The organism is Halomonas sp. YLB-10, from assembly GCF_003856855.1.
GTDB lineage: Bacteria > Pseudomonadota > Gammaproteobacteria > Pseudomonadales > Halomonadaceae > Halomonas > Halomonas litopenaei.
The window spans coordinates 224,766-239,406 of sequence record NZ_RRCU01000006.1; the positions used below are offsets into that span (position 1 = coordinate 224,766).

11 protein-coding genes are annotated in these 14,641 nt (G+C 65.2%); 7 read left to right on the top strand and 4 right to left on the bottom strand.

The window, feature by feature from the left end; all coding sequences use genetic code 11:
• Window positions 1–571 precede the first annotated feature (571 nt).
• The gene (locus tag EBB56_RS14985) at window positions 572–1,339 is read left to right on the top strand and encodes a 3-hydroxybutyrate dehydrogenase (protein WP_371931868.1); all 768 of its coding nucleotides are present in this window, start codon (window positions 572–574) and stop codon (window positions 1,337–1,339) included.
• Window positions 1,340–1,684: 345 nt separating this feature from the next.
• Here the strand turns inward: EBB56_RS14985 and EBB56_RS14990 are convergent, their stop codons facing one another.
• Together EBB56_RS14990 and EBB56_RS14995 are read right to left on the bottom strand one after the other, a co-directional pair.
• Window positions 1,685–2,224 carry a response regulator transcription factor gene (locus EBB56_RS14990; protein WP_045991464.1) on the bottom strand — a complete coding sequence of 180 codons (540 nt, stop codon included), beginning with the start codon at window positions 2,222–2,224 and terminating at the stop codon, window positions 1,685–1,687.
• 21 nt (window positions 2,225–2,245) lie between these two features.
• Window positions 2,246–3,505 carry an ATP-binding protein gene (locus EBB56_RS14995; protein WP_045991463.1) on the bottom strand — a complete coding sequence of 420 codons (1,260 nt, stop codon included), beginning with the start codon at window positions 3,503–3,505 and terminating at the stop codon, window positions 2,246–2,248.
• Window positions 3,506–3,821: 316 nt separating this feature from the next.
• Here EBB56_RS14995 and EBB56_RS15000 point away from each other — a divergent pair, with 316 nt between their 5' ends.
• Together EBB56_RS15000 and EBB56_RS15005 are read left to right on the top strand one after the other, a co-directional pair.
• A complete protein-coding gene (locus EBB56_RS15000; RefSeq protein WP_045991462.1) occupies window positions 3,822–5,105 on the top strand; it encodes an efflux RND transporter periplasmic adaptor subunit in 1,284 nt (427 codons plus the stop codon).
• Entirely contained in the window at window positions 5,102–8,254 is a 3,153-nt protein-coding gene (locus EBB56_RS15005; RefSeq protein ID WP_260425376.1) for an efflux RND transporter permease subunit, read from the top strand. Before EBB56_RS15000 ends, EBB56_RS15005 begins: the two co-directional genes overlap by 4 nt.
• 146 nt (window positions 8,255–8,400) lie before the next feature.
• On the opposite strand, the gene EBB56_RS15010 is transcribed toward EBB56_RS15005, so the two are convergent.
• Window positions 8,401–9,954, bottom strand: a complete 1,554-nt coding sequence (locus EBB56_RS15010) for an alkaline phosphatase (protein ID WP_124804724.1) — start codon at window positions 9,952–9,954, stop codon at window positions 8,401–8,403.
• A gap of 311 nt (window positions 9,955–10,265) precedes the next feature.
• Between EBB56_RS15010 and EBB56_RS15015 the strand changes: the two genes are divergently transcribed.
• Window positions 10,266–11,855 (top strand): peptide chain release factor 3, encoded by a 1,590-nt coding sequence (locus EBB56_RS15015; RefSeq protein WP_045991460.1) that lies wholly within the window; start codon window positions 10,266–10,268, stop codon window positions 11,853–11,855.
• A gap of 76 nt (window positions 11,856–11,931) precedes the next feature.
• Window positions 11,932–12,711, top strand: coding sequence for a TatD family hydrolase (locus EBB56_RS15020; RefSeq protein WP_124804725.1), 780 nt, complete (start codon window positions 11,932–11,934; stop codon window positions 12,709–12,711).
• 54 nt (window positions 12,712–12,765) lie between these two features.
• Here the strand turns inward: EBB56_RS15020 and EBB56_RS15025 are convergent, their stop codons facing one another.
• A complete protein-coding gene (locus tag EBB56_RS15025) occupies window positions 12,766–13,794 on the bottom strand; it encodes a folate-binding protein YgfZ (RefSeq protein ID WP_083970211.1) in 1,029 nt (342 codons plus the stop codon).
• Window positions 13,795–13,984: 190 nt separating this feature from the next.
• Here EBB56_RS15025 and EBB56_RS15030 point away from each other — a divergent pair, with 190 nt between their 5' ends.
• The gene (locus EBB56_RS15030) at window positions 13,985–14,182 is read left to right on the top strand and encodes a hypothetical protein (protein ID WP_045991458.1); all 198 of its coding nucleotides are present in this window, start codon (window positions 13,985–13,987) and stop codon (window positions 14,180–14,182) included.
• Entirely contained in the window at window positions 14,182–14,601 is a 420-nt protein-coding gene (locus tag EBB56_RS15035; RefSeq protein WP_045991618.1) for an OsmC family protein, read from the top strand. Before EBB56_RS15030 ends, EBB56_RS15035 begins: the two co-directional genes overlap by 1 nt.
• Window positions 14,602–14,641: the final 40 nt, after the last annotated feature.

The window sequence follows — 14,641 nt, forward strand, 5'->3', positions numbered from 1 at the left end:
GGACAGCGTTGGAAAGTGTTGTTTGATAAAAGGTTTGTGTTGTCGGTAGGGTCAGAATATTTAATGGAAGGGGTGTGGCGTAAATACATTCTGTCCATATCCCGCTCCCTGTTTATGATTTACGCGCAAATTTTATACTCTTGAAAGACAACTTCCCTGCCGTGGAAATAAAAGAGGTATCTCCTGCGTGCGACAAGGGTCGTGGGGGGATCGTGTTATCCCGATGTTGTCAGGTCAACAAATACTTATGCTTTGATATGATGTGGATCAATAGCAGCGCACGGCTGCATATATGTTGTGCTCAGCTAAATATACATATTGAGTTTCAGGCCGGTCTGCAGACGATGTACTGTCGTCTGCCTGTGGCCAGGAATCCTGTCGCTTGGCACAGCGGCTGATGGACAAGGTGATGACGGCCCCCGAGTGAGCGATCGAGACCTTTGTCCGGCTGGCGCTGCAATGCAGCACTAGCATATGCTGGGATGCTGATGTAGGCGTTGGCAGGAATCACCATCAGAAAGACGCCACCCGTTCGACGGGTGATGTGTTGCAGACCCAGAGGAGAGCAATAGTGAGCGATCATTCCACTCCCAGAGTTGCCCTGGTGACCGGCACCAGCAGCGGCATCGGTGCGGCGGTCGTCGCCCATCTGCGTGCTCAGGGGCATCAAGTCCTGGCGGTCGACTTCAACCCGGCCGGACGGGAGGTGGCCGAGGCCGAGGGTGCGGTCTTCCACGAGGCCGATCTGACCCAGGCCGAGGCCTGTTGCGGCGCCGTCGATGAAGCCCTGAGGCGTTTCGGGCGGCTGGATATTCTGGTCAACAACGCCGGCATCCAGCACGTCGCTCCCATCGAGGAGTTCCCCCAGGAAAAATGGCGTCAGATCATCGATCTGATGCTGACCGCGCCCTTCCTGCTGACCCAGGCGGCCTGGCCGTCGATGCGCGAGAATGGTTGGGGGCGCATCGTCAATATCGCCTCGGTCCATGCCCAGGTGGCCTCGCCCGGCAAGGCCGCCTACATCAGCGCCAAGCATGGCATGATCGGGCTGACCAAGACGGCTGCGCTGGAAGGCGGCGCCCAGGGCATCACCGCCAACGCCCTGTGTCCGGCCTACGTCAAGACGCCACTGGTGGACAATCAGATCGCCGACCAGGCCAGACTCCATGGGATGGAGGAGCAGGAGGTGATCGAGCAGATCATGCTCAAGAATGCCGCCGTGAAGCGCTTGATCGACCCCTCCGAGGTGGCGAGCCTGGTCGGGTATCTTGCCTCGGATGCGGCCGGTGCAGTCACCGGCGCCAGCTGGAATATCGATCTGGGCTGGACCGCCCAGTAGAGCACGCTGTTGCAGAGCCTCCGTTGCAGAGCCTCTGTTGCAGACCCCCTGGCGCTTGGCCCTTCGTGTTGAGAGTCTGGGCGTAAAATGCACGGGCGCAAAGACCTCTGATCTAGAGGCGCCTGGCGCAATGAAGGACGGTAGGGAAGGCCGGTAGAGAGAAGGACGGTAGAGAAGGACGGAGAGACACCCGACGTCGGGCATGCACTAGCGTGCTGAGCTCAAACAAGAGACGCAGCCCTTGGGCTGCGTCTCTTTTGTATCGGGTGTCCGCTGTATCGGGCGTCTGCTTTAGCGCGGGGCTACTGTCTCGAGAGCTATCACCAGCGGCGTACGAAGGTTTCATCAACGCCGGACAGGGCGCTTCTGCAACTTTCGCTGCAGGGTGCGACGGTGCATGCCGAGCGCCCTGGCGGTGGCCGAGATGTTGCCGTCGTGTTCCTGCAGCACCTTCTGGATATGCTCCCAGGTCAGGCGGTTGATCGACGGCGGGTTGTCTGCCACCTCGGTCTCGGGATTGCCCTCACGCTGTTCCAGGGCGCTGAGTACCTCGTCAGCGTCCACTGGCTTGCACAGGTAGTTGACCGCCCCGAGCTTGATCGCCTCCACCGCTGTGGCGATGCTGGAGTAGCCGGTCAGCACCACGATGCGGCAGTCGGGAACCACCTCCAGCAGTTCGGGCAACAGCTTCAACCCCGAGTCCTGGTCGAGCTTGAGGTCCAGGGTGGCGACCTCAGGCTGGTGGCGACGCGCCAGTTCCAGCGCCTGGGTGGCGTCATGGGCCACCTCGACCTCGTGGCCGCGGCGCTGCATGGCACGTTCGAGTACGTGGCAAAAGACCTCATCGTCATCGATGATCAGTAGCCGGTGTGCGGTGTCTTGCATGATGTCCTCGTGAATGGAGACTCAGCCGACGCGGGGCAGGGTGACCTCGGTCAGGGTGCCGCCGTCGTGATGATTATACAGACTGACGCCCCCACCGAAGCGATTGATGGTGGCGTGGGTCAGGAACAGACCGATCCCCAGTCCCTTGCTCTTGGTCGACACGAAGGTCTCGCCGAGCTGGTCGGCGATCGACATGGGGATACCTGGTCCATGATCGCGGATATCGATGATCACCTTGTCGGCGGTCCAGTCGAGCTGGATCTCGATATCGTCTGGCTGGGCGTCGGCGGCGTTGTTCAGCAGGTTGGTCAGCGCCTGGTCCAGGGTGGTATCCACCGCGATCGATGGCTGGCCGCGTCTGCGTGCGACCTCAAGGCGATGGGTAACGTCCGGGCGCAGCACCAGCCAGCGGTCGATCACGCCGTCGAGCCAGCTCTGGGCGTCGCGGGTCTCTGGCTCGTCCTTGCGCCGGAGGTCGGCGCTTTCGACCAGGTTGCGCAGGCGCGCCTTGCAGGTGTCAACCTGCTGGCGCAAGAGGTCGATATCTTCCACCAGCCTGGGGTCGTCGTGGTGTTCGTTCTTGAGTTCGGACAGCACTACCGCCATGGTCGACAGCGGCGTGCCGAGTTCGTGGGCGGTGCCGGCGGCCTGGGTCGCCACCGCCAGCACCTGTTCCGAGCGCAGCGCCGCCTCGCGAGTCCGAGCCAGGGTCTGGTCGCGATGGCGCAGGGCGTGGGCCATCTTGTAGATGAAGAAGGTTACCAGGCCTGCCGACAGGAAGAAGTTGAGCCACATGCCGAGCACGTGAAGGTTGACGCTGGAGGCATAATGGGAGCCCAGCTGTGGCACCGGATGGTAGACCACCATCAGGGCGCTGTAGGCGGCCATGGCGGTGAGTGCCAGGATCCAGGCGTGACGCCAGGGCAGGGTGGCGGCGGCGATGGTCACCGGCACCAGATAGTAGGTGATGAAGGGGTTGGTCGCACCGCCGGTAAAGTAGAACAGCAGGGTCAGCCCGGCCACGTCCAGCAGCAGGTGAATCAGGTACTCGTGATGGCTGACATCCCTGGGCCGGCCCAGGCGCCACCAGGTGGCGATATTGATCAGGCCCATGGCGACGATCACCGCGATCACCGCAGGAACGTCGAGGGCGAAGTCCAGGAGCTCGATGCCGACGATGATGGCGACCAGGAAGCCGGTCCAGGTGATGCCGCGTACAAAGGTCAGGCGGATCAGATTGCGGTTGGGCGTCGACAGTGGCAATGGAAGGGCGGCAGGCATGATCTCTCCCTCGATGAGTGGCGGCATGATAGCGCATCGCAGGGCCGCCCGTCGTGGCGTGCGCGCAACAGGCCTGGCGCCCGAATCGGCGGGTTCGGCCTGGGGTCATGCGCACCAGGGATAAAGTCGTTGGCGGCGAGCGATTGCGTCGTGCCCTCGGCTGGGCAACAGTGGCAGGAGCCTGTGCAGCGAAGACGCCAGGTGGTGTCTTCGACGTGACTGTCGGCTTGAGCACACTACCAAGTGGCTTTATCGGCATGCGTTGACACAGCGCTTCAACTGCAAAGGGCGCGGTCTGAACAAGGGAATGGATGGAATGCTGAAGCGACTGCTACCGATCGTGGTTCTGGCGATTGGCGTGGGTGGGTTCTGGCTGTTGAAGGTGACGCGGCCGGCGCCGCCTCCGGTAACGGTGGAAGAACGCGAGTGGCCGGTCGCCGCCATGACGCTGTCGCTGGGCCGCCACGCACCGACCCTGGCGCTCTACGGCGAGGTGCTGGCGCCGGATCGCCTGAGGCTGGTGGCGTCGCTGGATGGCCACGTCGGGCAGCGCCCGGTACGTGATGGTGACCGGGTCGAAGAGGGCGACCTGCTGGTAGCCCTGGCCGAGGAAGACGTGGTGCCGGTGGTGACGCGGGCCGAGGCGGAGGTGGCACGGCTGGAGGCCGAGATCGAGGCGGAAAAGATTCGCTTCGAGAGCGATCGACAGGCGCTGGCTCGGGAACAGTCGCTGCTCGACAACGCCCGCAGTCAGCTCGAGCGTATGCGCTCGCTGGTGCGGCGTAATCTGGCCTCCCGGGCCGAGCTTGACGCCGACGAGAACGAAATCGCCCGAGCCCAGGTGACGCTGGTCAGTCGCCAGGGCGAACTCGACGGGCACCCCGCCAGGCTGACCAGTCTCGAGGCCCAGCGGCGCCAGGCCGAGGCGTCGCTGGCCGAAGCCCGTCGCGATGCGCGAAGGGCCCGGGCCGAAGCGCCTTTTGCCGGTATCGTCACCGCGGTGGAAGTCGCGCCGGGCGACCGGGTGCGCGAGGGTGACGCCCTGCTCGATCTGATCCCGCTCGATGGTCTCGAGGTACGTGCCCGGGTGCCCAGGGGCGTGCAGTCCGAACTGGTGTCGAGCCTGGCCGATGGCGCTCGCCCTGAGGCCGTCGACGACGAGGGCGGGCGCTATCGGCTGAGGGCACTGTCGGGCCAGGGGGACCCCGCCGGCACCGAGGCCATCCTCGAGGTGGTGTCCTCACCGGCCCGTCTGCGGCCTGGTTCGCTGGTATCGCTGTCGCTGGCCCGTCCCGAGGTGGCCGACAGTGCGGCGATACCCTTCAGCGCCCTGTACGGTGCCGATCGGATCTACGTCATCGAGCAGGGGCGCCTGCGGCCGATTGAGGTCAGGCGTCACGGCGAGACCAGCGGGCCTGACGGGGGCTCCTGGGTGATCGTCAGCGGTGAGGGTCTGGCCGACGGCCAGCGCCTGGCCACCACCCATCTGCCCAACGCCATCGAAGGATTGAGAGTGGTGGACCTGGCTGGCCAGAGGTCTGGTGAGTCTGTGAGCTCACCGTCCGCGGGCGACGATGTTCGGGCGGAGACCGGCCCGTGAGCGAAGATACCCAACCGAATGCCCCCAGAGGCCCGATCGGCTTCTTTGTCCGCCACCGGGTCGCGGCCAACCTGGTAATGCTGGTGATGCTGATCGGCGGCGCCCTGGGCCTGTCGCGGATGAACATTCAGTTCTTCCCCGATTTTGCGCTGGACATCGTCTCGGTGCAGACCGTCTACAGCGGCGCCTCGGCGGAAGACGTGGAGCAGGGCATCACCATCCCGCTGGAGCAGCGCCTGCGCAATCTCGATGGCCTGAAGCGGATGACCTCGACTTCGGCCCAGGGGGTGTCGAGCATTACCCTGGAGTTCTACGAGGGTACCGACCCGGTGCTGGCGCTGGATGATGTGCGCGAGCAGGTCGATGGCTTCACCAATCTGCCCGGGGACGCCGAGGAGCCGCGCGTTTCGCGGGCCCAGAACTTCGAGCCGGTGGCCCGCCTGATACTGTCCGGTGACGTCGATCGCGAGGCGCTGCGTCGGCTGGCCCGTCGCTTCGAGGACGAGCTGTTGTCGGCCGGGATCGATCGGGTCGAGCTGGTCGGGCTGCCGGAGCAGCAGATCAGCGTGGAGGTGCCGGTGGAGCGGCTTGGCGAGCTGGACCTGAGCCTGCCGGAGATCGCCGAGCGCATCGAGGGACTGTCGCTGGACCTGCCCGCGGGGCTGCTTGGCAGTCAGGATGGCGAGCGCGAGCTGCGCGCGGTGGAACAGCGCCGCAGCGCCGAGGAGTTCGCCGATATAGCGGTGCGCGGGGGCCAGCGGGTGCGTCTGGCGCTCGGTGACATCGCGGTGATCCGCCAGGAGAACCGTCCGCGACAGGTGGAGGTGCTCCACCATGGACAGCCGGCGGTGGAGCTGATGCTGCAGCGCTCGGAGAGCGGCAACTCACTGGCCGCCGCCGAGGTGCTCAATGGCTGGCTGGAGCAAACCCGCGCGGAGCTGCCGGAGAGCATCACGCTGGAGGTCCACGACGAGACCTGGCAGCTGATCGCCGATCGCATCGGTCTGCTGATCAACAATGGCCTGGGCGGCCTGGTGCTGGTACTGGCGCTGTTGTATCTGTTTCTTCCGGCGCGGGTGGCGCTGTGGGTGGCCATCGGTATTCCCACCGCCTTTCTCGGTGCCCTGGCGGTGTTCTGGGGCATCGGCGGCTCGGTCAACATGATCTCGCTGTTTGCCCTGATCATGGCGTTAGGGGTGATCGTCGATGACGCCATCGTCGTCGGCGAGGACGCCGATGCTCACTTTCGAGCAGGCGAGGCGGCACGCCTGGCCTCGGCGGGTGCGGCCCGCAGGATGCTGTGGCCGGTGGTGGCGTCGTCGCTGACCACCGTGGCGGCCTTCATGCCGCTGTTGATGGTGGGGGGAATCATCGGCAACATCCTGCGCGACATTCCGGTGGTGATGATCTGCGTGCTGGTAGCCTCCTTGCTGGAGTGCTTCGTGGTGCTGCCGGCCCACCTGCGCAACGCCTTCTCACCTCGCGCCGGCGGCGAGCGCCGCCCGGGGCCGCTGGGGCGTCTGCGAGGTGCCTTCGACAGCGGCTTCGATCGTTTTCGCCAGGGGCCCTTCCGACGCTTCTCCGCCAGCACCCTGCGCCATCGGGCGCTGACCTTGAGCGCGGCGCTGGCGCTGGTGCTGGTGACGGTGGGACTCCTGGCGGGCGGGCGTCTGGCGTTCAATTTCTTCCCCACGCCGGAGCCGAACATCCTCTACGCCAACCTGAGCTTCGTCACCGGCACCTCTCGAGATAGGGTCGAGGACTATCTGGCCACCATGCAAAAGGCCCTCGACGACACCGAACAGGCCCTCGGCGGGGATCTGGTGCGCAGCGCCGTGGTGCGCGTGGGTGGCACCCTGTCCGCCGACGCCAGCGGACGGACCGGTGACAATGTCGGCTCGATCATGGTCGAGCTGGTGCCGTCCGACCGGCGCTCGGTGCGCAATCTGCCGTTTATCCGTGCCTGGCGAGAGCGTCTGTCCGAGGTCCCGGGACTCGACACCCTGTCCATCGTCGAGCGCAGCGGCGGGCCACCGGGGCGTGACGTCAACGTGCGCCTGGTCGGCGAGTCCGCCGAGTCGCTGAAGCGGGCGGCGGAATCACTGACCCGCAGCCTCGGACAGTTGCCCGGGGTGCTGGAGCCCGAGGACGACATGCCCTGGGGGCGCGAACAACTGATCTACTCGGTCAACGCCTATGGTCAGGCGCTGGGCCTGACCACCCGGGAACTCGGGCGCCAGTTGCGGGCAGCCTTCGATGGCGTGCTGGTGCAGACCTATCAGGACGGTGCCGACGAGATCGAGGTGCGGGTGCTGCTGCCGCAGGACCAGCGTGAGCACCTGGCGACCCTGCCGCGGCTGATGGTGCGAGTGGACGATGGCCGCCTGGTGCCATTGGACCAGGTGATGGCGCTGGATCACCGCCAGGGCTTCGAGGCGCTGCGTCACGCCGATGGCCGTCTGGCCGTGGAGGTGAGTGCCGATCTCGACACCGAGGTGACCAACACCGCCACGGTGGTCGAGGCGCTGCAAGCCGAGGTGCTGCCGGCGCTGACCGAGCGCTACCACCTGAGCTACACCTTCGAGGGCCAGGCGGCGGACCAGCGCGATACCTTCGCCGACATGCGTACCGGCCTGATCATCGGGCTGGGCCTGATGTATGTGGTGCTGGCCTGGGTATTTGCCTCCTGGAGCCTGCCGCTGATCGTGATGGCGACCATTCCGCTGGCGCTGGTGGGGGCTTTGCTGGGCCATTGGGTGATGGGGCTGGATCTCACCATCCTGTCGATGTTCGGGCTGTTCGGGCTGTCCGGGATCGTGGTCAACAATGCGATCATCCTGGTGACCTTCTATCGTCACGAGCGTGACGCCGGGCGGGATATCGACGCGGCTCTCAACGAGGCGGTGGTGCAGCGGGTCAGGGCCATGTTCCTGACATCCCTGACGACCATCGGTGGACTGACGCCACTGCTGTTCGAGACCTCGCTGCAGGCCCAGTTCCTGATCCCCATGGCGGTGACCATCGCCTTCGGCCTCGGTGTCTCGACCCTGCTGGTGCTGGCGGTGATCCCGGTACTGCTGAGCTACCTGGAACACCTCAAGGCCGCGTTGGCCTCACGGACATCACGTCACACCACGTCTGAGGGCTAGGCCGCTATAGGGGGGGGCGCGGTCGGACCTGCGCATGGTGGGCCTGTCGTGCGCTCCATTGGGCCCGTGGCCTCAGGGGCAAAGGACAAGCGCCGCTTTGACGGCGGCGCTGTCGGGTCTTGGCAGCGACAGGCGGCATCGCCTGACTAGCTGGCCTGCTGGGGCGTCAATACCTGCTGGTGCAGGCTGTTGCCCTCGGTGTCCTTGAGGGTGACGGTGAGCGCCAGGCTGTCGCCATCCAGGTCCACCTGGCCGAAGAACTGAAAGCCTTCGCTGGGCGGCAGGTTGGCTCGACCATCGGCGGGGGCCTTCTGGAACACCACTTCCGGGCCAAAGGTGGCGTCCAGGGTATTGGGGCCGAAGGTGCCGGCGTGCAGCGGGCCGCTGACGAATTCCCAGAAGGGCGTGAACTGCTGGAAACTGGCACGTTCCGGCGCATAGTGATGGGCGGCCGTGTAGTGGACATCGGCGGTCAGCCACACCACGTTGGCGATGGCGTTGTCGTGGATCGCCTTGAGCAGTCTGGCGATCTCGTGCTCGCGCCCGGAAGGGGCGCCACCCTCGCCATTGGCCACCGCTTCGAAGTGCTCGCCGTCGGCGACTACCAGGCCCACCGGCATGTCGGAGGCGATGATCTTCCAGGTGGCCGTCGAGGCCTTCAGCGCCGCGATCAAGTCGTCCACCTGGCGAGCCCCCATCAGGCTTGAGGCCGGGTCGTCTGCGCCCTGGGTATTGGTGCTGTTGGCCGCGCGATAGGTACGCATGTCGAGCATGAACACCTCGAGTTCGGGGCCGTAGGTGAAACGACGGCGAATCATCTCCGGGGCCTCGGGGCGCTGACGGATCGGCATCGACTCGAGGAAGGCGCGGCGGGCACGCGCCGCCAGCAGCGAGACGTTCTTCTCGGTGTAGCGCGGATCATCGAGGATCTCGCCGGGGTACCAGTTGTTGACGGTCTCGTGGTCGTCCCACTGGGCGTACATCGGCACCTCGGCGTTGAAACGCTTGAGGTTGTCGTCCAGAAGGTTGTAGAGGTACTGGCCGCGATACTCGTTCAGGGTCTCGGCCACCTTGCTCTTTGCTTCGGTCATGCGGTTGCGCCAGACGCTGCCGTCCTCCAGGTTCACGCTTTCTTCGAGCGGGCCATCGGCGTAGATGGTGTCGCCGGAGTGCAGGAAGAAGTCCGGCGACTGCTTGAGCATGGTGTCGTAGATGCGCATGCCGCCGCGGGATTCGTCGATGCCCCAGCCCTGGCCGACGGTATCGCCCGACCACACGAAACGTATCGAACGGCGTGAACCTCCCGGCATGACCAGCCGGCCGATGACCGGCTCGCTGACGGCGCGGTCGTCGCCGAGGGCGGCGAAGCGCACGCGGTAGAACGCCTCCGGCAGGTCGGCAAGGCCAGTGACGTCGAGCTTGGCGGTCAGCCCGCTGGCCGGCAGGGCGGTGGGTCCCTGCAGGGTACGGGCGTTGTTGAAGGCAGCGTTGTCGGCGATGTCCAGCAGCATCCGCGAGGGGCGGTCGGCACGCGACCAGATGATGGCGCGGTCGGTGCCGACGTCGCCGCTCATTACCCCGGAGGTGATCACGGGCCGACGGGATTCGGCCAGCACGATGCCGGGGGCGGCGGTGATCAGGCCGAGGCCGGCACCGGCCTTGAGGCCGAGTCCGAGAAACTGGCGTCGGGTGGGTTGCATGGGGCTCTCCTTGTCGTTGCGTCCGGTGGTCTTGGCGGGGTGGCACGTCGCCCTTCACGGGGGGGCGGTCGCGGCCAGTCACCTAGCATTGCGGCCGTCGATGACAGCTTGATCGCGGATCTATTGCATTAATGCGAAGCGCAATCAACCGCAGAGCCGCAACGAAACGCGAGGGGGCTCGATAGAGAGGATGATGGTGCCAGTATAGTCAGATGCAGCCAGGGCCCCTGTCGCGGTATCATGGCGCCCTTGCGCATGGGGGCCTTGTCCCCGTGCCCCACTTTTTTACGAGCAAGCAGGCAACCGTCTCCATGTCCAACCCCAAGCAGGCCCAGGAAACCGGGCTTCGGCGCACCTTTGCCATCATCAGCCACCCGGACGCGGGCAAGACCACCATCACCGAAAAGATGCTGTTGTTCGGAAACGCCATCCAGCTGGCCGGTTCGGTAAAGAGCAAGCGTGACGATCGCCACGCCACCTCGGACTGGATGAAGATGGAGCAGGAGCGCGGTATCTCCGTGACCACCTCGGTGATGCAGTTCCCCTACGGCGGTCGCATGGTCAACCTGCTCGATACGCCGGGCCACGAGGACTTCTCCGAGGATACCTACCGCACCCTGACCGCGGTGGACTCAGCGCTGATGGTGATCGACGGCGCCAAGGGCGTCGAGGACCGCACCATCAAGCTGATGGAGGTCTGCCGCCTGCGCACCACGCCGATCCTCACCTTCGTCAACAAGATGGACCGCGACATCCGCGACCCCATCGAGGTGATGGATGAGGTCGAGACGGTGCTCAATATCAAGTGTGCGCCGATGACCTGGCCGATCGGCATGGGGCGTCAGTTCAAGGGCGTCTACCACCTCTACAATGACGTCATCCACCTGTACACCCAGGGGCAGGGCAACCGGATTCCGGAAGACAAGCGCATCGAAGGCCTCGATAGCCCCGAGGTGGACGAGGTGCTCGGCGAGGATCTGGCCGAGGAGCTGCGCATGGAGGTCGAGCTGGTGCGCGGTGCCTCCCACAGCTTCGACCTCGAGGCCTATCGCCGTGGCGAGCTGACGCCGGTGTACTTCGGTACCGCCATGGGCAACTTCGGCGTGCGCGAGATGCTCGATGGCTTCGTCGAGTATGCGCCGCCGCCCCAGGCGCGGGAAACCGACGTGCGCGAGGTGCCGGCCGAGGACGAGCGCTTCACCGGCTTCGTATTCAAGATCCAGGCCAACATGGATCCCAATCACCGTGACCGCATCGCCTTCCTGCGGGTGTGCTCGGGCAAGTACCAGAAGAACATGAAGATGCGCCATGTGCGCATCAACAAGGACGTCAAGATCGCCGACGCCCTGACCTTCATGGCCTCCGATCGTGCCCACGTGGAAGAAGCCTGGCCCGGTGACATCATCGGCCTGCACAACCATGGCACCATCCAGATCGGTGACACCTTCACCCAGGGCGAGGACATGCGATTCACCGGCATTCCCCACTTCGCCCCGGAGCTGTTCAAGCGGGTCAGGCTCAAGGACCCGCTGAAGATGAAGGCCTTGCAGAAGGGCCTGCAGCAGCTGTCGGAGGAGGGCGCCACCCAGGTATTCATGCCGTTGGACAACAACGACCTGATCCTTGGCGCCGTCGGTACCCTGCAGTTCGATGTGGTCGCCCATCGCCTCAAGGAAGAGTACAAGGTCGACTGCATGTATGAAGGGGTGAACGTCAATACCGCCCGCTGGATCTACTGCGACGATCCGAAGATGCTCGAGGAGTTCAAGCGCAAGGCCAGCACCAACCTGGCCATCGACGGCGGTGGCTACCTGACCTATATCGCCCCGACCCGGGTCAATCTGCAGATGACCCAGGAGCGCTGGCCGGATATACGGTTCAGGGAGACCCGCGAGCACTGAGGAGACACCGGAAAAACTGCTGCGCTCGAATCGCACGCGACGTTTTTACGGCGCCTCCGTGGAAAGAGGAGCTCTGATGCTGATCGACGCCCACTGCCACCTCGACTTTGCCGACTTCGACGCCGATCGCGACGCGGTCCTGTCCAGGGCCAGGCGGGCGGGCGTCGAACAGCTGGTGGTCGCGGGTACCCACCGTGACGCCTGGCAGGGCACCCTGGAGCTGGCCGAGCAGACGGGGTTGCACGCCTGTCTCGGTCTGCATCCGGTGTTTCTGGAGCATCATCGGCTGGATGGCGAGGATGACGACGTCAGCGCGCTGGGCCAGGCGCTCGAGGCCCACCCTCGCTGCGTCGCCCTGGGGGAGTGCGGGATCGATGCGCGTTTTGGCGACACCCTCGATCGCCAATGGCACTTGTTCGATGCCCAGCTCAGGCTGGCGCGGGATCTGCGCCTGCCGGTGGTCATTCACTGTGTGCGTGCCAACGACGACGTCGCCAAGCGTCTGGCCCAGTTCGGGCTTCCCGCAGGGGGCCTCATCCATGCCTTCGCCGGCTCTCCGGAGCAGGCGAGGCGCTTTGTCGATCTGGGGTTTACGCTGGGGCTCGGTGGGGCGGTGACCTATCCCCGGGCCAGGAGGGTGCGCCGGGCGGTGGCGTCGCTGCCCGATGACGCCTACGTGCTGGAGACGGATAGCCCTGACATGCCGTTGTCCGGCCACCAGGGCGAGCGCAATGAACCTGCCCTGGTGGCCGAGGTGTGTCGCCACGTGGCCGAGATCAGAGGTCAGGCACCGCAAACCGTGGCGCTGCACTCCAGTGACAACGCCCGCCGGCTGTTCGGCCTGCCGCCGTCCTGACAAGGGCGCCGGCAGGAATATCGCCCGGATCGAATTACCCAGGCGTCATCGGTGTCAGACCAGACTCTCTGGGTCGAGGCGATCGATGGCGTAGGGCAGGTGCAGCAGCTTCAGACGTTGATCCTCGCAGCTGAGGGCGGCCTCATCGGCGCGGGTATTCAGCACCGCCAGTACCTCGGCCTGCCCATAGGCATCGAGGGCGCTTGCCACCACCTCGCCCTGGCGCTTGCCGCTTTCGTCATTCACCTCGCTGCCCAGCGGTGGCAGTCGAGTCCCCTCTAGCTGGGCGCGATACAGGCGCTTCTTGACCTGGCCGCGGAAGTGGGCGCGGGCCACCACTTCCTGCCCGGTGTAGCAGCCTTTCTTGAAACTGATGCCTGCCAGCGCCTCCCAGTTGAGCATCTGGGGCAGGTAGGCATCCTGCTGATCGGCATCGATGAAACACAGCCCCGCCTGGATATCCGCCAACCGCCATACCTGGTTGCCCACCGGCTGACACTGCTCGATCAGGCGCGAGAACAAGGCCTCTGCCTGGTCTTCTGGCAGCATGATCAGGTAGCGGGGGCGAGGGCCAGGCTGGCCGAGCACCAGGGTGTCGCCGTGGCTCGCCTGGCGCCAGGGATCGGGCGGTGTCAGGTCGCAGTCGACCTCGGTCAGGGCGGGTGCTTCCTGGCCGATCAGGCCGATCAGCGCCAGGTCATCCCGAGCCGTCAGCTCGGCCTTGTAGAAGGCGGCGAACTTGCCCAGGTGCTGGGCCAGCGGAGCCACCAGACTGCGATGCAGCACGATCCTGAAGCGTTCGTCGTCGACCTTCATCAGCTGGCCGTTGGCCAGCATGCGGCCCTTGGGGGTGCAGAAGCAGGTCAGCGGGGCGAAGTGGCCATTGGCGTGGGCGAGCTGGGCACTGGTCTGGCCCTGCAGAAAGCGCTCAGCGTCGGGGCCGACCACGTCCAGCGCGCCGAGATGGACCAGCGGGGTGGCCACGGTGCTGTCCAGGGCGAGGCGGGCCGCGTCGGGGGTGTCGAAGTCGACCTGGTCCGAGCCGGTCAAGCGGCCGCCGTGGGCGGTGATCCAATCCGTCATGAGCAATCCTGTCGCGCGTATCGAAAAAGGTGAAGTTTGCGCCTGTCAGCAATGTGAGGGTGAGACGCCCCTTTTGCAAGGTACGGGCAGAAGAACCCGCACGGGGTGTCGTGCTAAGCTTTTCCACCAGTTTCAAGCTTGCGTTACGATCTTCGGTCCTTCCGCTTTACCCGCCAAGGAGGCGCGCCTCATGTCCCAGCAATCCCTGACCTTCCAGGGCGTCGACAACGCCGACCAGGTCAATCAGATCACCACCGCCTTGATGATGCTTGACGGCGTCGACAGCGTGGAGGTCGGCCGCCATGGCGCCGAGGTGGAAGGGCGCGCGCGTCGCGAGGCCCTGATCGAGGCGATCAAGCGACTCAAGCTCGGCATCGAGGTGAAATGATGAGTATCGAGATTACTACCGAGAAGGATGGCAAGCTGCGCCAGCGGGTCAGCATCGAAAGCTTCGACGACCTGCTGGTCGATGTGCCCACCGCCTTCGGTGGCGATGGCCTGGCGCCGGACCCCCACGACTACTTCGATCTGTCGCTGGGGGCGTGCAAGGCGATCACCTCGCGCATGTACGCGCAGCGCAAGGAGTGGCCGCTGGAAGGCGTCAGCGTCACGGTCACCAGAGACGAGCGCGACGAGCGCAAGGGCGTCTATCGGCTCGATGTGGCGATGACCTTCCACGGCATCGAGGATCCCGAGCGGCTGGCACGGCTGGAGGAGATCAGCCACAAGTGCCCGATCCACCGCTTGATGACCACTTCCACGGTGGAAATCACCACGCGAACGCTGGCGCCAACGGCCCAAACCTGACGTCGGCGAGCGTGCGCGAGACTTGAAGTCGGCGTCAGCC

Excerpts from the sequence above, each read along its gene's own strand:
- EBB56_RS14995 (WP_045991463.1), bottom strand. The coding sequence starts at position 3,505 with ATGCCTGCCGCCCTTCCATTGCCACTGTCGACGCCCAACCGCAATCTG.
- EBB56_RS15030 (WP_045991458.1), top strand. The coding sequence starts at position 13,985 with ATGTCCCAGCAATCCCTGACCTTCCAGGGCGTCGACAACGCCGACCAG.
- EBB56_RS15000 (WP_045991462.1), top strand. The coding sequence starts at position 3,822 with ATGCTGAAGCGACTGCTACCGATCGTGGTTCTGGCGATTGGCGTGGGT.
- EBB56_RS15010 (WP_124804724.1), bottom strand. The coding sequence starts at position 9,954 with ATGCAACCCACCCGACGCCAGTTTCTCGGACTCGGCCTCAAGGCCGGT.
- EBB56_RS15025 (WP_083970211.1), bottom strand. The coding sequence starts at position 13,794 with ATGACGGATTGGATCACCGCCCACGGCGGCCGCTTGACCGGCTCGGAC.
- EBB56_RS14990 (WP_045991464.1), bottom strand. The coding sequence starts at position 2,224 with ATGCAAGACACCGCACACCGGCTACTGATCATCGATGACGATGAGGTC.
- EBB56_RS15015 (WP_045991460.1), top strand. The coding sequence starts at position 10,266 with ATGTCCAACCCCAAGCAGGCCCAGGAAACCGGGCTTCGGCGCACCTTT.
- EBB56_RS15020 (WP_124804725.1), top strand. The coding sequence starts at position 11,932 with ATGCTGATCGACGCCCACTGCCACCTCGACTTTGCCGACTTCGACGCC.
- EBB56_RS15035 (WP_045991618.1), top strand. The coding sequence starts at position 14,182 with ATGAGTATCGAGATTACTACCGAGAAGGATGGCAAGCTGCGCCAGCGG.